The sequence below is a fragment of the Flammeovirga sp. EKP202 genome (assembly GCF_014534745.1).
In the GTDB taxonomy this organism is placed as follows: Bacteria; Bacteroidota; Bacteroidia; order Cytophagales; family Flammeovirgaceae; genus Flammeovirga.
In genome coordinates, this window is record NZ_JACVVP010000010.1 from 161,792 (window position 1) to 179,116 (window position 17,325).

The window sequence follows — 17,325 nt, forward strand, 5'->3', positions numbered from 1 at the left end:
ACATAAACCTTATTTTTGTGTAAGAATCATTTTTTAAACTAAATACGACTACCCTTGAAAATAGAACCACTTGATTTTAGTGCTGATTAACGGGTGTTATTTTAAAAAAGTACCCTATTGAGCGAAAAATAGGGATAAATAATACTAATTTCACCCTTGTAAATAATTACACCACATGAATGAGTGATTCGTTCACTAACACTTCAAAAGGGCTATAAACAATGCTTTTGAGAAGATTTTTTAGATACTCTATCCACATTAATGAAATGAATTTATGAAAAACAACTACTCCGTCATCAACAGGACTATAATTGCTAAAATTACCCTATTACTACTTTCATTTTTCTCGCATTTATCTTTTGCTCAGGAAAATGAGATCGTCTTTGACATACAATTGTACTCTACAAAAAACGGTTTAGTACAAAATGATATTACGAGTATTTATCAAGACAGCAAGGGTCTGATGTGGTTTGGAACCAACGCCGGAATCAGTAGATTTGACGGTTACAGTTTCACAAACTATAGTATGGACACCCATCAATTGACTTCCAATATCATTAGTTGTTTTCAAGAAGATCAATACAATAATTTATGGATTGGATTACTGAATTCCGGGATTTGCCGTTTTAATTTGGAGACAGGTGAAATGACTTCTTTTCGAAATACAGAAGGATCAAAAATACTTAGCTCTAACAATGTTCATTCGTTAGCATTGGATGAGGACGGTAACTTATGGGTAGGAACTACAAAAGGTCTCAACTGCATTCCAACAGAGGAATTGACTAAAGATAAATTCAAGGCTAAAAAATATTACGCCAATCATCACAATTCTAAAAGTATCTTATCCAATCACGTAGCTAAACTTTTCAATGATAGAAATGGGAACTTATGGGTAGGAACGAAAAAGGGATTACAAATCGCTATTAAACCTTCCAACAATCAACCTTCTTATACTTTCAAAGAAATCTCAAAAGTAAAAATTCCACCGGTAAAAGATATTAAGGAATCTGAAGAAGGTGTCTTTTTTTGTGGCCCTCACGGCGTGCATCTTTTTAATGAAGAAAGGTCAACACTGAGAAAAGTTTCAACAGAACGTTTTAATACGCTCTGTATTGATCCTAACAAACACATGCTTGGTGGTACTAGAAAAGGTTTGTTTTTTATGGAATATGATGAAGTGAGTGGAACCTATGTCAAGAAAAAGCATATTCATAGTGATAATTTTGATGCACTAAAAATCAACATCATTACAGAAGTGTTTAAAGATAAGTTAGGCGTAATTTGGATTGGCACTAAAGGAGGTGGTATCATCAAATACAATCCCAATGGTAAACGATTTAAAGACATCTATAAAACCAATGACAAATCAAGTATTTCATATAATAAAATCAGATCCATTTACGAAGATAGTAAAAACAGAATCTGGATTGGTACACAAGGTGGTGCATTAAATGTATTGGAAAATACAGCTGAGGGGTTTGATCATGGTTACAAGAAGTTGACGTTTGAAAAAATAAAAACCAATACCACTTTTGATATTACGGAATGGGGCAATCAACTCATTATTGGTATTCGTAAAAAAGGAAAAGTGTATAACCTCGATATTGATCTTAACCTCGAAAAACTAAAGGATATTACTGCTCAAAACCTTTTGACTGAAAATGATGATGCTCCCCCTTTTGCCATTAAAAGTGATGGTGATGATGTGCTTTGGTTAGGTACATATGGCGATGGCTTAATTAGAGGTATCAAAAAAGGAAATACAATTGAGTGGACGAGTGTTACAAATCAGAAAGACCTTAAAAATGAGAAAGTGAAACTGATCCGCAGTATTTTGATTGATAGCTATGGTAACCTTTGGGTCGGTTCTTCACAAGGTTTGGTTTTCATTCCTAAGGATCAAAAATTGAAAGAAAAACCTGAATTTGAGTTGTATCAAAATCAACCTAACCAAAGTAATAGTCTTTCTTACAATTATGTTTTACCTGTCTTTGAAGCTTCCAATGGTGAGATATGGATTGGTACAATGGGTGGTGGATTAAGTATTTTCAATCCGGAAAATGTAAAAGATGAGGAGATCAATTTTGAACATATCACAATCAAAGATGGACTTCCTAGTAATATCATTAAATCGATTTTGGAAGATGATTATCAAAACCTTTGGATCAGTAGTAATAATGGCATCACCAAAATCAATTTAGATTCTAGAGAAATCAAAAATTACAACATCAGTGACGGTCTTCAAGACAATGAATTCAGTGATTTGGCTTCGTGTAAATTAAAAAATGGTGATTTGATGTTTGGCGGTGTCAATGGTATCAATTATTTCACTCCTCATGAGATTGTTGATGACTATTTGGTGGGAGATCTTGTTTTTACTGAATTGAGCGTATTGAACCAATCTATCCATGTCAATGACACTTTGGATGGCAATACGATTTTGAGTAAAAACATCCAATATACGCAGAGTATTCAACTGAACCATAATCAAAATAGCTTTGCTGTTCAGTTTGCGGGTTTACACTTTGGTTCTCCCTATAAAAACAAATACAAATATAAACTGAATGGTTTTGATAAAGATTGGATCACAACGGATGCTGATTTTAGAATTGCAAAATACACCAATTTATCGCCAGGCAGTTACACTTTGGAAGTAAAAGCCTCCAATGGAGATAATATTTGGAACCCTAAATCATTGTTCTTAGACATAGAAATTGCGTCACCTTGGTGGGCTACTGTTTGGGCGAAAATCTTATACGCCATCGCAATTATTTTCTTTGTTTATCTCTTCTCAAGATTCTCACTGATTACTGTCAAAAAAAGACACCAATTAGAATTGGAACAATTTGAAAGGGAAAAACTAGAGCATTTGAGTCAAATGAAGTTGCAATTCTTCACTAATATTTCTCATGAATTGCGAACGCCTTTGACATTGATTCATACTCCAATCGAACAGCTTATTAGTAAGGGAAGTACTTATTCTTCTTTGGAAAAAGAGAAATATTATAAGCTGATTCATAAAAATGTCAATCACTTGATGAATCTAGTCAACCAACTTCTGGACTTCAGAAAGATGGAACAAGGGCATACTGCTCTTCAAGTAAAAGAAGGCGATTGGGTATTATTTACAGAACAGATCTATCATTCTTTTAAGGAATTTGCCAATCATGAACGTGTCGATTTTACATTGGACATCAAGACACACTCTATTCAAGGTTATTTTGATCAAGATAAACTCAAAAAAATACTGAATAACCTATTATCCAACGCCTTTAAATTCACTTATGCTGGACAGGTGAAATTAACTATTCAGCAAGAGTATGAAGATGTGGTGATTGAAGTAAAAGATACGGGTTTTGGAATTTCAGAAGATCACTTGAAATATTTATTTGAGCCCTTTTATCAAGTGGAAAATCACTCTAAATCTAAAGGTAAAAGCGAAGGAACAGGTATTGGATTGTCTTTCACGAAAAGTTTAGTGGAATTGCATCATGGAACTATTGAGGTGGAAAGTGAGAAAAATGCTGGTTCAACGTTCAAAATCAAATTCCCACTCAATGAAGTAGCCTATGAAAATGACGTCAAGATAGAAGCTCTTCCTGAAGAGACTTTAATGATTGAAAGCGAGGAAGAAGAAGAGTTAACGGCTCAGGAAGAGGAATTAAGTTTGACTACAAAACCGAAAATTGTAATTGCAGACGACAACCCTGCTATTCTAGACCTTTTGTATGAATTATTAAAAGATTCTTTCAAGGTCTATAAGGCTGAAGATGGAGAAAAAGCATTCCAATTGGCCAAGGAAGTGATGCCAAACCTTATCCTTTCTGATATTATGATGCCAGTCATGGACGGTTATGAGTTAACGAAGAAGATCCGTGAGGATGCACAAGTTTGTCACTTACCCATCATCTTATTGACAGCAAAGAACTCAAATGATAGTAAACTGAAAGGGTATGAATATGGCGTGGATGCTTATGTTACCAAACCTTTTAATACAGAAGTATTGCTTGCACGAATCAATACTTTGGTAGAAAACAGAAGACGTTTGCAAAAGAATTTTAGAACTAATATTGATACGCAACCAAGTGAAGTAACCTTTACTTCCATCGATGAACGCTTCTTGAACCGTTTGGTAGCAATTGTGGAGGAAAATATTTCAGATCCTAAGTTTACAGTTGAAAAACTGGCTTATGAATATGGCACTACTCCTCTCCGATTGAATCAAAAGTTGAAAGCATTGACGGAACAAACGGCCAAAATTTTTATTAGAAATATCCGATTAAAAAGGGCCGCGCAATTACTGAAAATGGGAAGGTATGGTGTAAGTGATGTCACCTATGAGGTTGGATTTAGTGATTTGAAATATTTCAGAAACTGTTTCAAGAAAGAATTTGGTGTTCCTCCTTCTCATTTCTTACGCAATAAAAAGAAAAAAGAAGAGGAAGTTGAAGATGCAAAAACAGAATAAAGCTATGTATTTACGCCCTATTTTAATTTAAATGAAATGAAAAATACACACCATAAAACACTGTATTACTTGTACTTAACTTGACTTTGAATATTACTTTAAAAAAGTAGGGGGAAATAATTTACAGACCATTTCAAAAGGGATTTTTTTATTTACCAACAAGATATTTACCACCCCCATTTTTTAGAGGTATTCGTACGCAATAGGTGTCAGATGTACGCTTAGCTTTGAGTCATTATTAAGAATTAATTTTTTTATGAAATGAAAAGAAAATTATCAGTAATTTATCAACTTCTATTTCGGAAAATGCTTTTGATAGGCATTCTATTTACTCTTGGAATGACCTCAAAACTCTATGCTCAAAAGACCTTTCAGGTAAGCGGTACTATTGTAGATGAAGAACAGGCTCCTATACCAGGAGTCAATGTCTTGATTAAAGGAACGACAACTGGTACGGTCACTGATTTTGACGGTAGATACAATATCATGGTAAGTGAAAAAGGCAGTGTGCTTGTTTATTCATATATCGGATATAAGCCAGCTGAAATCGAAGTGAGCAAAAAGTCAGAGATCAACCTTCAAATGGAACTTGATGTAGAATCATTGGATGAAGTAGTTGTTATTGGTTATGGCCAACAAGAAAAGCGTGAAGTGACCGGTTCGGTGGCACAAGTGAAGTCTGAACAGATCAACAGTTTGGCCACTTCAGATTTGGCAACGGCGATTCAGGGACAAATGGCGGGTGTAAGTGTAAGTTCTGAGTCTGGTGCTCCAGGTGAAAATGCTACGATTACAATTAGAGGTGTTTCTTCTTTCCAAGAAGGAGGTTCTGAACCGCTTTATGTGGTGGATGGTGTCACGTACACTACCAATCCTAATATTGCACCTCAGGAAATTGAATCCATTGAGGTATTGAAGGATGGTGCTTCAGCGGCCATCTATGGTTCAAGAGCTTCGGCTGGTGTAGTTCTGATCACAACAAAAAGAGGTGAAAAAGGTAAAATGTCAGTGACTTTGGATTCGTACTACGGTGTACAGAAAATCACTTCTGACATACATTTAGCCAATACTACAGACGCTATGTACATCAACCACTTAATGTGGAAAGGTGATCCTAGTACTCCCAATCCATTGGACAACAACCCTAATGCGATGCATTACAATACGGATTGGCTAAGAGAACTTCAGGTAGATATGGCCCCTATTCAAAACCATTCATTGAGATTGTCTGGTGGTTCAAAAAACCTAACGTATTCAATTGTGGGTACATTATTTGACCAACAGGGTATTCAAATATCTTCGGCGTATCAAAGAAAAACGTTGAGAGCGAATACCACTTTTGAAAAGAATAAATTGAAGGTGCAAATCAATATGGGGTACCAAAACAGCTTTAAGGATAATCCTCCAAATAATATTCAATATCAAGCACTTCGTCAAGATCCTTTCAGAGCTGGTATCAGCAGAAGTGATGAATATGTGATTGAAGGAGCGAACCCTGAGAGAATGACCAACCTTCTGGCTCGTATCAATGAAACCAACGAGACGCTTGGTAACAACTATAATGGTAATGCTAAAATCTCTTATGAAGTAGTAAAAGGTCTTAAACTGAATGCAAATATTGGTGGATCTTATTCTACTGATAATAACACTTGGTTTAGCCCTACTTTTGAAGTATTCTCTAACAACGGCGAATATATTACTAGAGCTTCAAAGCCTTTGAATGAGTTGAGATATATTGATACTTTCAACCTTAGAACCATTCAAGAATATACAGCTACATACAACAAAAAATGGGGAAAGCATCATTTGAGTTTATTAGGTGGTAATACTTGGGAAACAGCGGAAGCAAGCAGAAGAACAGTTCATGCGATTAATATGCCTAACAACATCCCTAACCTTGGTGTTGCTCAAGACATTAGAGGTGTTGACCAACGCTATGCAGCAAGTAGTAATATTGGTATATTAGGTCGTGTGCAATACAGCTATGCTGGTAAATATATGGTAAGTGCGAGTATTCGTAGAGATGGTTCTTCAAGGTTCCACCCAAGTAATAACTGGGGTAATTTCAAATCATTCTCAGCTGGTTGGAACATCAGTGAAGAGAAATTCTTTGAAGCTTTAAAACCAACTATCAGTAATTTAAAACTTAGAGCCGGTTATGGTGAAACAGGTAGTGATAAAGCGGGCCAAGGTTTGGGTAACTTAATTGCTGATTTACCTTATGTATCTATCGTCACTCCTCAAGTGGATTATGTATTAGGAATTGGTGAAAACGACATCTTATATCCGGGTGCTACAAATCCAACTTATGTGGATGAAAACATCACTTGGGAAACTAATATTTCACAAAATATCGGTTTAGATGGTGAGTTATTCTCAGGTCGTTTATTCTTCAATTTTGATTTATATAGATCAGAGAAGAAAGACATGTTATTGCCTGTTGAACTTCCTCCATCAGCAGGTGGTACCATTACGGGTAACTACAATAAAATGTGGCAAAATGTGGGTAACTTAACTAACAAAGGTATTGAACTAGGTTTAGGTTATAACACACATATCAATAAACTGAAAGTAACAGTGAATGGTACTTTCACAAGGAACTTCAACGAAGTAACAGCTTTAGCACCAACCATGGAATCAGTACCAGGTGGACGTCCATTAGGTAACTCTTCTGAGCCAACAACTTTCTTAATTCCAGGTTATGAAGCAGGTGCATTTTTCTTGATCCCAACTGACGGTACAATTAAAACAGAAGAAGAATTGATTGAATATCAAAAGATGATTCCAACGGCTAAAATTGGTGATTTGAAATATGTAGATGTAAATGGTGACGGAGAAATTGGTCAAGATGACAGAGTGTACCAAGGTAGTGGTACTCCACTTTGGGAAGCAGGTCTTTCGGTGGCATTGGCTTACAAAGGGTTTGATTTGAGTGTGATGTTGTTTGGTTCTTATGGTGCTAAAATCTACAACGGCCCAAGAGCTTATGCTTACCAACAAAAGACAAGTAAAGAATTGGTAAATGCTTGGTCACCTGAAAACCCAACTTCAGATGTTCCGACACCAAGAAGAAGTTCATCTCATATGAATATCAGAACTTATTCGGATTACTTCCTGGAGGATGGATCTTACTTGAAAATTCAAAACATCACTTTTGGATACACACTTCCTCAAAAAACAATGAGCAAGTTAGGTATCAATAATTTCAGAGTATACGTGAGTGCACAAAACCCATTTGTGATCACAAACTATACGGGTTATGATCCAGAAGTGGGTTCAAAAAATGTCTTCTACCGTGGTGTAGATACAGGGAAATATCCTGTAGCGGCCACATACAGAGCGGGTCTTTCATTACAATTCTAAAAACTACAAATGATGAAAAATCTAATAAGAATAAATATAGGATTACTGATTGCTTTCACCCTTTTTGGGTGTCAGAATTGGTTTGACATCGAGAATAAAAATACAATTGAAGAGCGTGAGTTCTGGCAAAATGAGCAAGAGGCATTTATGGGATTGATGGCGGCGTACGGTGGCCTTCAGAATCACGGTTCTATGGGAGGAAACTCTGCAGCGCAAATGCCTACAAGATCAGATATTGGTCGTCCTAGTATTTGGAATGACCAATATGTGGAGCTTTCAAAGCTATTGATCAACGATAATACAAGTATTGTAAAACTGAAATGGGCAGATCTTTATACTACCATTTTCAGAACGAATCAAGTGCTGGACCGAGTACCAGAAATCATTGAAATTACAGATGAATCTAGAGCACTTTTCTTAGCAGAAGCGCACTTCATAAGAGGTATTTGCTACTATTGGCTGTACAGCACTTATAACGATGGTTCTATTATTCTTCACACCACTGTTGCACAAGGTAAAGAAGAGATTGCAAAGCCATTAAGCCCAAAAGAAGATGTATTAGCATTAATCATCAGTGATTTGACGTATGCTCAAGAAAGATTACCTGAAAATTGGGAAGACAAATACAAAGGCAGAGCAACATGGGGAGCGGCTACAGCCTTTCTTGGACAAGTATATATCAACGAACATGAATATTTGAAAGCACAAAATGAGTTCAAGAAAATCATCGACAGAGAGGATTTATATCAATTGACGCCGGACATCAGCTGGAACTTTGATATTGAGCACGAGTTCAATTCTGAATCTATCTTTGAGGTTTCTTTCTCTGATACTCAAAAACCAAATGGTGGCGGTGTTATTATTGATGGACCTTCGGGTACGGAAGGCACTAGAAGAGGTGTTTTCTTGGCACCAAGTGGAGCCAACGGCAATCGATTATCAATGCCTTCGTATTGGATCACCATGCTTTATCAAAATGATGAAATGGACCCTACAGATGCAAGAAACGATGGGTTGACGCACTCTCTCCGTTCTCAATATTCTATCGTAATGGCGGATGATGATTTCGATTATTATCAAAAACACCCTACTGATGTACACGGTACTTTCAAAAACAAAGAATCTTCTTATTTAAGAAAATTCCAAAACTGGTGGGATGAATATGAAGCTATTGGCAACAAAGCCATTTCAGGAATCAACGAAAGAGTAATTCGTTTAGCAGATGTGTACCTTTTATATGCTGAGTGCTTAATCAAAAATAACGGTGGTGCAGGTACTTTTGAAGCAGTACATTACATCAACAGAATCAGAACACGTTCGGCAGTAATGCCTTTGGATCATAATGAGTACAATACGGCAGAAAAACTAATGGACCACATCATGTATGTAGAACGTCCATTGGAGTTGATGTTTGAAGGTCATGATACACGTTGGGTTGATATGAGAAGATGGGGCGTGATCAAAGAGCAATACGATCGTTTGGCGAAGAAGAAATACTATATGAGTAAGAAAATCTTATATGAATTACCAGAAGATGCTACTGAAGGACCAAAAGGTGAAGAAGTTCTTCAAGAGTTTCAAGATGCTTCTGCGAGTTATACGCCTGACTATCATAACTACTTCCCAATTCCAATTGATGAAGTACTTTCAAATCCTAACCTATAAATTGAAGTAAAATGAAATTAAAAGGAACAAACATCTTAACGATACTTTTCTGCTTAATGACAGCCTTCTCTTGTAGGCCTGAATTTGAGTATGATAAGATAACAGATATTTATGTTTTCAGTACTGAATCCAATGCCAATGACCTTGTGACTACGGTGGGCGGTAACTTTTCTTTTACTGATGCATCTAGAGGTGAATATGTAAGAGAATGGACCATTGACGGACCCTCTTATTTCACTAACAATGACGATACTGTTCTTACAGAACACATTGCCCATGTACGTTTTGAAAAGACTGGAATTGTCCCGATCAATATCACATTAGACTTTGGAGATGAATCTCTAAATTTTGATTCTACATTCTATGTGACAGTTTTTGATTCGGTAATTACTCCAGACTTTGAGGTGATTGATGTAGAAGGTGATTATATTATTTCAAATGGAAAATATATCATGGAATCAGGTGCTTTTGTTACTTTCAAGAGTACGAGCAAAGGTTTTCCAGATACTTTCAAATGGATTACTCCGTCAGATCAGAATTTCAACGATTCAATAGCCAGAATTGAATTTGTGAAACCTGGTATTTATGATATTGGCTTAACAGCATCTCGTAAAGAACCTGTTAATGGTAAAGGAGGTACAATTACTAAAAGTGATTTCATTGAAGTAGTACCTTCAACAGTTCCATACAGAGTGGATCAAATGACGCAAAGTGAAGAAGGAAACATCTTTGTGAAGTTCAACAGAGACTTAGACCTTACAGAAATCAACGACAACACTGTCAATAATTTCTCTATTGAAGATGCCGACGGGAATGCAGTTGCAATTAACCACTTAGCCATTTCTGGAGAGGTCAATAATACTTTGATTCTTTTCATCGATCCAACTTTCTCACAATTGTTCGTGACATACCAACATGCCAACCAATCTGGTGATGTGCAATCTATTGATGGTGTAAAACTAGAGGAATTCACAAAAATGGCTGTTGAAGGATATCAACACAATTTCTTTACGAATGGAAGTTTTGAAAACGGAACTTACGCTCCTTTCAATGATGGAAAATGGGTTGGTTCTGGTGCAATGTCAGTAATCAAAGATGGCAATACAGCTGTAGATGGAGATCATTATTTAGAAGTTGATTTTAATGCTTACCAACATAACAATGGTAACGGATCAAAATTAACAATCGAGATGACGGAGGGCTACTTCCCTATCACTTCAGAATACAATTATACTTTTGAATTCTATGCGAAAGCAGTAGGAAATATTAGAGTATTAAAAGTGACATTGAAAGATGAAGACTCTAGTTCATCTATGAATAAAACATTCCAAGATCAATTGATTGACGGAGAATGGGTCAAAATTACTTACTTCTCAAATGAACCTATCTCAAAAGAGTTCATTAATGCTAATGTACAATTTGATTTCATTGCTGAACCTAATGAAACGCCACAATTGTTAGTGGACCACCTTGTGTTCACACAGCATTAGAATGGATATCATCATAAACCCACGACTCAAGTCGTGGGCTTATGATAGACCATAAATAAAGTGTACCATCGAGATCAATATGGACACACTGACTTCAAAAACACCCCCAAATCAATTCCATAATTTGATATTGAAATGAAAATAAAATACTTATTACTTATACTACTATCATTGGCTTCACTCTCTTCTGTTTGGAGCGATGACGGTATTCACCTTGCTACAGGAATTACATCCGAACCAAAAACCTTGTTCTTTTCAGGGTTAGAAAATGAAATAAACACAGAATGGGAATCAACTATATACAATGGTTTACCCGTATTTGAAAAATATAATTCTGATGCATTTGAAGGCGATTATAGCTGTAGAATTAAATTCAATGCTACTGGTCAAAAATGCAACTTTACTTCTCTCAAAAGCATTGATTGGGAAGAAGGAAAAGTCTATAAAATCTCTTTTTACTACAAGGCACTAACGAAGACAGATAATCGTAATTCGAATATCAAGTTTTTCTCATCTGGCGGTACAAAAATCGGTCAGGTCAATTTAGAACCTCAGGAAAGTACAGATTGGGTACAAGTAAAATTCAGTTTTACACCAACTCTAAGTGATACAAACGGATATGTCTTATTTTCTTTTCATCCTTCTTCAGCAGGGAAAGGAGAATTACTTTTAGATAATTTTTTAGTAAAAAGACTCGGAGATGATTTCTTCCAAGATCTTAAAACCAAAACGGTTGCTTCCAACCCCAATGTAAAATGGACACAGTTTGGTCCAGGAATGAGCGGTAATAATAAGGTAGCATTTTGGCACCCAACGGATGAAAACACCCTTTTCATTGGTCCGAATATGGGTAATGTTTATCGTACGACTGACAAAGGACACACCTACGAATCAATGCTGAATGCTGATGCAAAAGGAATGGATACCGGAGACCGAGGCCCTAGAGAGCTTTACAGCATCGACTTCTCAAGACAAAATCCTGATTTCGGATTCGCTACAGATAGACGAAATATTGGCATCTATAAAACGACTAACAAAGGCAAAACTTGGAAACTTATCAACGGTGATCCATTTGAAGGCGTTTATGTTTCTTGCGTAACGGTTGATCCAAATAATGAAGACATTTGGTATGCTGGTGGCGGAAAAATGAGAGACTTTGGTAGAGTGCTCTTTCCTAAAAGTGATCCCCACGGCACTTACATCGACCCTGCCAGTCAAGGTAAAATATGGAAAAGTACAGACAAAGGTTCTACTTGGACATTAATGAATTCGGGTATTCACTCCAAAACCGAAGTTGAAACTTTATTGGTTGACCCGAAAAATTCTTCTATTGTTTTTGCAAGCACCAACAGAGGCTTTTATAAAACAACGGACGGCGGTAAAAATTGGGTGCAAAAAACAAACGGTTTTGATCATGAAGTGATGCGAGCCATGACTTATTTCCATAATAAAAGCACCAACAAATACATTCTTTTTGTGATCAATGATATTGTTTGGAAAGCCGATGGACAAACTGTCACGGATGCCGGCGGTGGTATTTTTAAGAGTACCGACAGAGGTGAATCTTGGACAAAGATTAATGGTGACCTAGCATTGGACCTTACGCAATTCGAATCGAATACTGGTATCAAAAAGAGCTATTACAATACTGTTGCTCACTTTTTCGGGCTTTCTTATAATGACGCTGTTGCACAGTATCCAAATCTCCCCACAAAGATCACTCAACGATTTAATACGATTGAAGTTGATCCTGAAGATGTTGACAATATTTATTTGAATAACGAATATTCTAATGCTTCAAAAAACAACTTTAAGCCAGGGCAACTTTGGAGAACAAAAGACGGTGGTGAGCATTGGTATATCACACTTAGAAATGGTAAAAACTGGGAAATTGATTCCCCTGATAAAAGCTATTGGGAAGGCAGAAAAAACCCAATGGGTAGTAATATCAACTTAAACTATTTGAAACATTGGATGAAGCGTGATGACTATGAAAGAAAAGGAACCAACTTTGCTCGCTTCAGTGCTGATGGTAAAGTGTTGCATGCCAACATGGCTAAAGTATCTTTAATGTCTTATGATAAAGGAGATACTTGGGTAGATATTGATGATATTGAAGTCACACCAAATTCTGATAATTTTGTGGGTGCTGGCAATAGTAATGTACCTGGCCATGGTTTCTTCCAACACCCCGATTTAGAACAGCAAGTATATTGCATGGCAGGGGAAAACTCACTTTGGATTACAAATGATGAGGGCAACCATATCAGAGAAGGTGCTCAAGCCGTTCAATACAAATCGCTAACCGATGCAGAACAATCCATCAGTACTTATGCTATCGACCCTCATGATATCTACAAGCATTATGCATTATTTTTCAGACAGCATCACAGAGGTGAATGCCTACGATCATTAGATGGTGGTGATACATGGGAGTCTATTGGTGTCGCTATTCCTGAGTGGGAAATTGCTGAGGGAGGTGGTGATCAATCGGTTCACCAAATGCAATTGACAATTGATCCAAATGACACTGATAACCTCTACTTCTGCGTTCCAAAGAGAGCCAATAATATTGAATTTGTAGGAAACTCGGTCACAGGTTTTGGTGTGCATCGATCTACAGATGGAGGGGTAACTTGGTCTGAAATTAATTCAGGATTACCCAATGAACCGGATGTGACAAGAATTGCATTAGACCCTGATAACACTTCAACGATTTATGCTTGTGTTCAACATTCTAATGGCGGTTTATATAAATCTGAAAACCAAGGAACTTCATGGACCAAAGTTACTTCAACTGCTTCTATCTCAGGATCATTTGGTATCAATGATATTCATTTCAGTGAAAACGGTAAAGTCTACATTACGTCAGGCTCTAAAAATGGAGGTGCTGATGATGGTGGTCTTTGGGTAAGTGAAGACAATATGGGTACTTGGAGTAGAATCTTTGATTATCCATGGACCAACCGCGTTGAAATAGCCAAGTACGACACTGATGTAATTTTAGTTTCTACATTGGCTAACACGACAATTGATAGACTGAATGCTGGCATTTATCTTTCAAAAGACGCTGGTGATACATGGGAGAAGATTAACACTGGAAATGGTCAGTCAGATAGAGTCAACGATATCGCTATTGATCAATATATTCCGGGTAAATATTATGCCTCAACGTATGGTAGTGGTTGGTACATGGCTTTAAATAATGAAGCTTTGATTCAACCTGAAATGATCTATTTTGAAGAAGAAAATATCGACATACAACCTGGCGCCACAAAGCAATTGAAGACGGTAGTTTATCCGGAAAACGCTTACTTCCGAGGAATTGAATATTTCAGTGAGGATGAAAGTGTCGCTACTGTAACTGCTTCAGGTAAAGTGAAGGGCAAAAGTGAAGGCATTACTACGGTTTATGCTCGTTTGAAAGGTTCTGAGATAGAAACTATGACTTCAATTCAAGTGAATGAGGTTCCACTAAACTTACCTCCAGAAGAGAATATCAATTGGGTTGTCTATCCTAACCCAACCTCTGGTAAAATCTATATAAAAGGAAATTATGCTATTGAATACCTTCAAAAAGCAACCATTTTTGATATCAATGGTCAGCTCCATGATTGTAATCAATTTATCAATAACAATAAGTTAGTCATCAACACAGAATCACTTCCTAGAGGAATGTACGTGCTTGTTGTTGAAACACAAAACGATCAAAAACATTTCAAATTCCTAAAAGAATAAAAATGAGAAAAATACTCTATCCTGTCTTATGGATGATGTGTTCTCTGTCTTGCTTCGGGCAAGATGGGGAGCACTTTTTCCATTCTCTAAAAGAAAAAGATGTCGCCTCCGACCCCTCCTACCATTGGTATCAATTTGGTCCGGGAATGAGTGGCAACAATAAATCCGCCTTTTGGCACCCTACAGACCCAAAGGTCCTCTTTATTGGTCCTAATATGGGAAACTCCTATCGATCTACAGATGGCGGTGTTACGTATGAAAGCGTATTAGATCCCGATGGTCCGGGCCTAAATGAAGGTTTGAGAGGTCCCAGAGAATTTAGAAGCGTTGATTTCTCAAGACAAAATCCTGACTTTGGTTTTTGTACAGATAGAAACAACAATGGTATTTATGTGACGCATAACAAAGGAGCAACTTGGCAAAACATACTCGAACCTCAGTTTGATAAAAAATTTATGGCCTGTATCACCGTAGATCCAAAAGACGATCAAATTTGGTATGTCGGTGGAGGGAAAATGAGAGAACTTGGCAGGGCTTTATTTCCTCAGTCAAAACCTCACGGTGTGAATATTCACCCAAAAAGTCAGGGACAAATCTATAAAACAACAAACGGTGGAAAAACTTGGAAGTTGATCGTCAATGGTATTCACCCTAAGACGGAAGTAGAATCTATATTGGTAGATCCTAACACTTCAAAAACCGTCTATGCAAGTACCAATAGAGGATTTTATAAATCAACAAATGGTGGAAAAACTTGGAAACTAAAGTCAAAAGGTTTAGGGCATGAAGTGATGAGAAGTTTCACCCATCATTATGATCCTAAAACAAAGAAGCTCACATTATTTGTGATCAACAATGTCACTTGGAAGAAAGATGGCAAAACGGTAAAAGATGATAAAGGAGGCATTTTCAGAAGTGATGACAAAGGCGAAAGCTGGGTGAATATCAGCGGAGATATTGCTATTGATATGCGACAATTCAAGCCTATTTCATCCATCATGAAAAGTTACTATCATGCCGTTGCCTATTATTTCGGTATGAAAGATAAAGAAGCTAAAATGGCATTTCCTGAATTACCTTCTGCCATCACACAACGATTCAATACCATAGAAGTGGACCCCAATGATATCAACAATATTTATGTCAATAATGAATATTCTAATGCCTCAAGAAATAACTTTATGCCTGGGCAACTTTGGAGAACAAAAGATGGAGGGAAACATTGGTTTGTAACGTTTAGAAATGGACAGAATTGGGAAGCTGATTCAAAAGATGCTGATTATTGGACGAAAAGAAACAACCCTATCGGGAATAATATAGATCTGAAATACCTCAAAAGATGGATGTCAAGAGACCCTTATGATCGTAAAGGCTGTAATTTCGTCCGCTTTAATTGTGATGGCAGTATTCTGCATACACAAATGGCTAAAATTTCATTGTTTTCTTATGACAAAGGAAACACATGGGTAGATATTGATGATATAGAAATCGGCATTGGAAATTATGTGGGGGGCGGTAATTCAAACCTTCCAGGACATGGGTTTTATCAGCATCCAGACTTACCTCATCAAGTGTTTTGTGCTGCTGGTGAAAATAGCCTTTGGATCACGAATGACATAGGAAAAGAAATCAGAAAGGGTGCACAATCGGCCTCAGTACATAAATTTACAGAACATGAGCAATCTTTAAGTACTTTTGCCATTCATCCTAACGATACAAACATCAGATATGCACTGTTCTTTAGGCAACATAATAGAGGGGAATTATTTAGAACGACGGATGCTGGTAAAACATGGCATTCTCATGGTATGGCTATCCCAAAATGGAATGTAAAAGCACACAGCGGAGATCAATCCGTTCATCAATTGAATATCACTTTCAATATTGAAAACCCTGATATCATGTATTTCCATGTTCCCAAAAATGCGAGAGCCTTAGAGTATGTAGGCGATTCTCAAACGGGATTTGGAGTACACCGTTCCAAAGACGGCGGTAAAACTTGGGAAAGCATCAATAACGGTCTTCCTGTTGACCCTGATGTTTCTGCCATTGCCACACATCCTAAAAAAGCCAATGTTCTGTTCGCTACCGTTCAAAATAAAAATGGAGGACTCTATAAATCAAAAGACGATGGTGACACTTGGCAAAAAGTAGGTTCTACAAAAGAAATTTCAGGATCATTTGGTATCAACGATATTCATTTCGATAAAAAAGGAAATGCCTACATCACGGCAGGATGCAAGAAAAGTGGCATTAACGATGGTGGTTTATGGAGAAGTGCTGATGGCATGAAAACATGGGAGAAAATCTTTGATTATCCTTGGACGGTCAGAGTGGAAACGGCACTTTATGACCACAATGTCATCCTTATTTCTACCCTTCCAAATATCAGTAATAAAAGGAAAAACCCAGGCACCTACCTTTCCAAAGATGCCGGTAAAACTTGGGTAAAAATAAATAAAGGAAATGGGCAATCGGACCGTATTAATGATATAGCCATTGACAATTATACTCCGGATAAGTTTTATGTTTCCACCTACGGAAGTGGTTGGTATGTGACTTTTAAGGAAGAAGAATTGTAATAGATTCTTAATTTCCCAC

At 36.9% G+C, this 17,325-nt stretch carries 6 protein-coding genes; all 6 read left to right on the forward strand.

All coding sequences use genetic code 11. From position 1 onward, the window contains the following. Window positions 1-274 precede the first annotated feature (274 nt). Window positions 275-4,468, forward strand: a complete 4,194-nt coding sequence (locus IC221_RS08655) for a two-component regulator propeller domain-containing protein (RefSeq protein ID WP_188168583.1) — start codon at window positions 275-277, stop codon at window positions 4,466-4,468. A gap of 261 nt (window positions 4,469-4,729) precedes the next feature. After that, window positions 4,730-7,831, forward strand: a complete 3,102-nt coding sequence (locus tag IC221_RS08660; protein WP_188168584.1) for a TonB-dependent receptor — start codon at window positions 4,730-4,732, stop codon at window positions 7,829-7,831. A gap of 12 nt (window positions 7,832-7,843) precedes the next feature. Next, on the forward strand, window positions 7,844-9,496 hold the full coding sequence (locus IC221_RS08665) for a RagB/SusD family nutrient uptake outer membrane protein (protein ID WP_188168585.1): 1,653 nt from the start codon (window positions 7,844-7,846) through the stop codon (window positions 9,494-9,496). An 11-nt stretch (window positions 9,497-9,507) separates the two neighbouring features. Then, window positions 9,508-10,986, forward strand: a complete 1,479-nt coding sequence (locus IC221_RS08670; protein WP_188168586.1) for a hypothetical protein — start codon at window positions 9,508-9,510, stop codon at window positions 10,984-10,986. Between the two features lie 135 nt (window positions 10,987-11,121). Further along, window positions 11,122-14,724, forward strand: coding sequence for a T9SS type A sorting domain-containing protein (locus IC221_RS08675; protein ID WP_188168587.1), 3,603 nt, complete (start codon window positions 11,122-11,124; stop codon window positions 14,722-14,724). A 2-nt stretch (window positions 14,725-14,726) separates the two neighbouring features. After that, on the forward strand, window positions 14,727-17,306 hold the full coding sequence (locus IC221_RS08680; RefSeq protein ID WP_188168588.1) for a hypothetical protein: 2,580 nt from the start codon (window positions 14,727-14,729) through the stop codon (window positions 17,304-17,306). The last annotated feature ends 19 nt before the right edge of the window (window positions 17,307-17,325 follow it).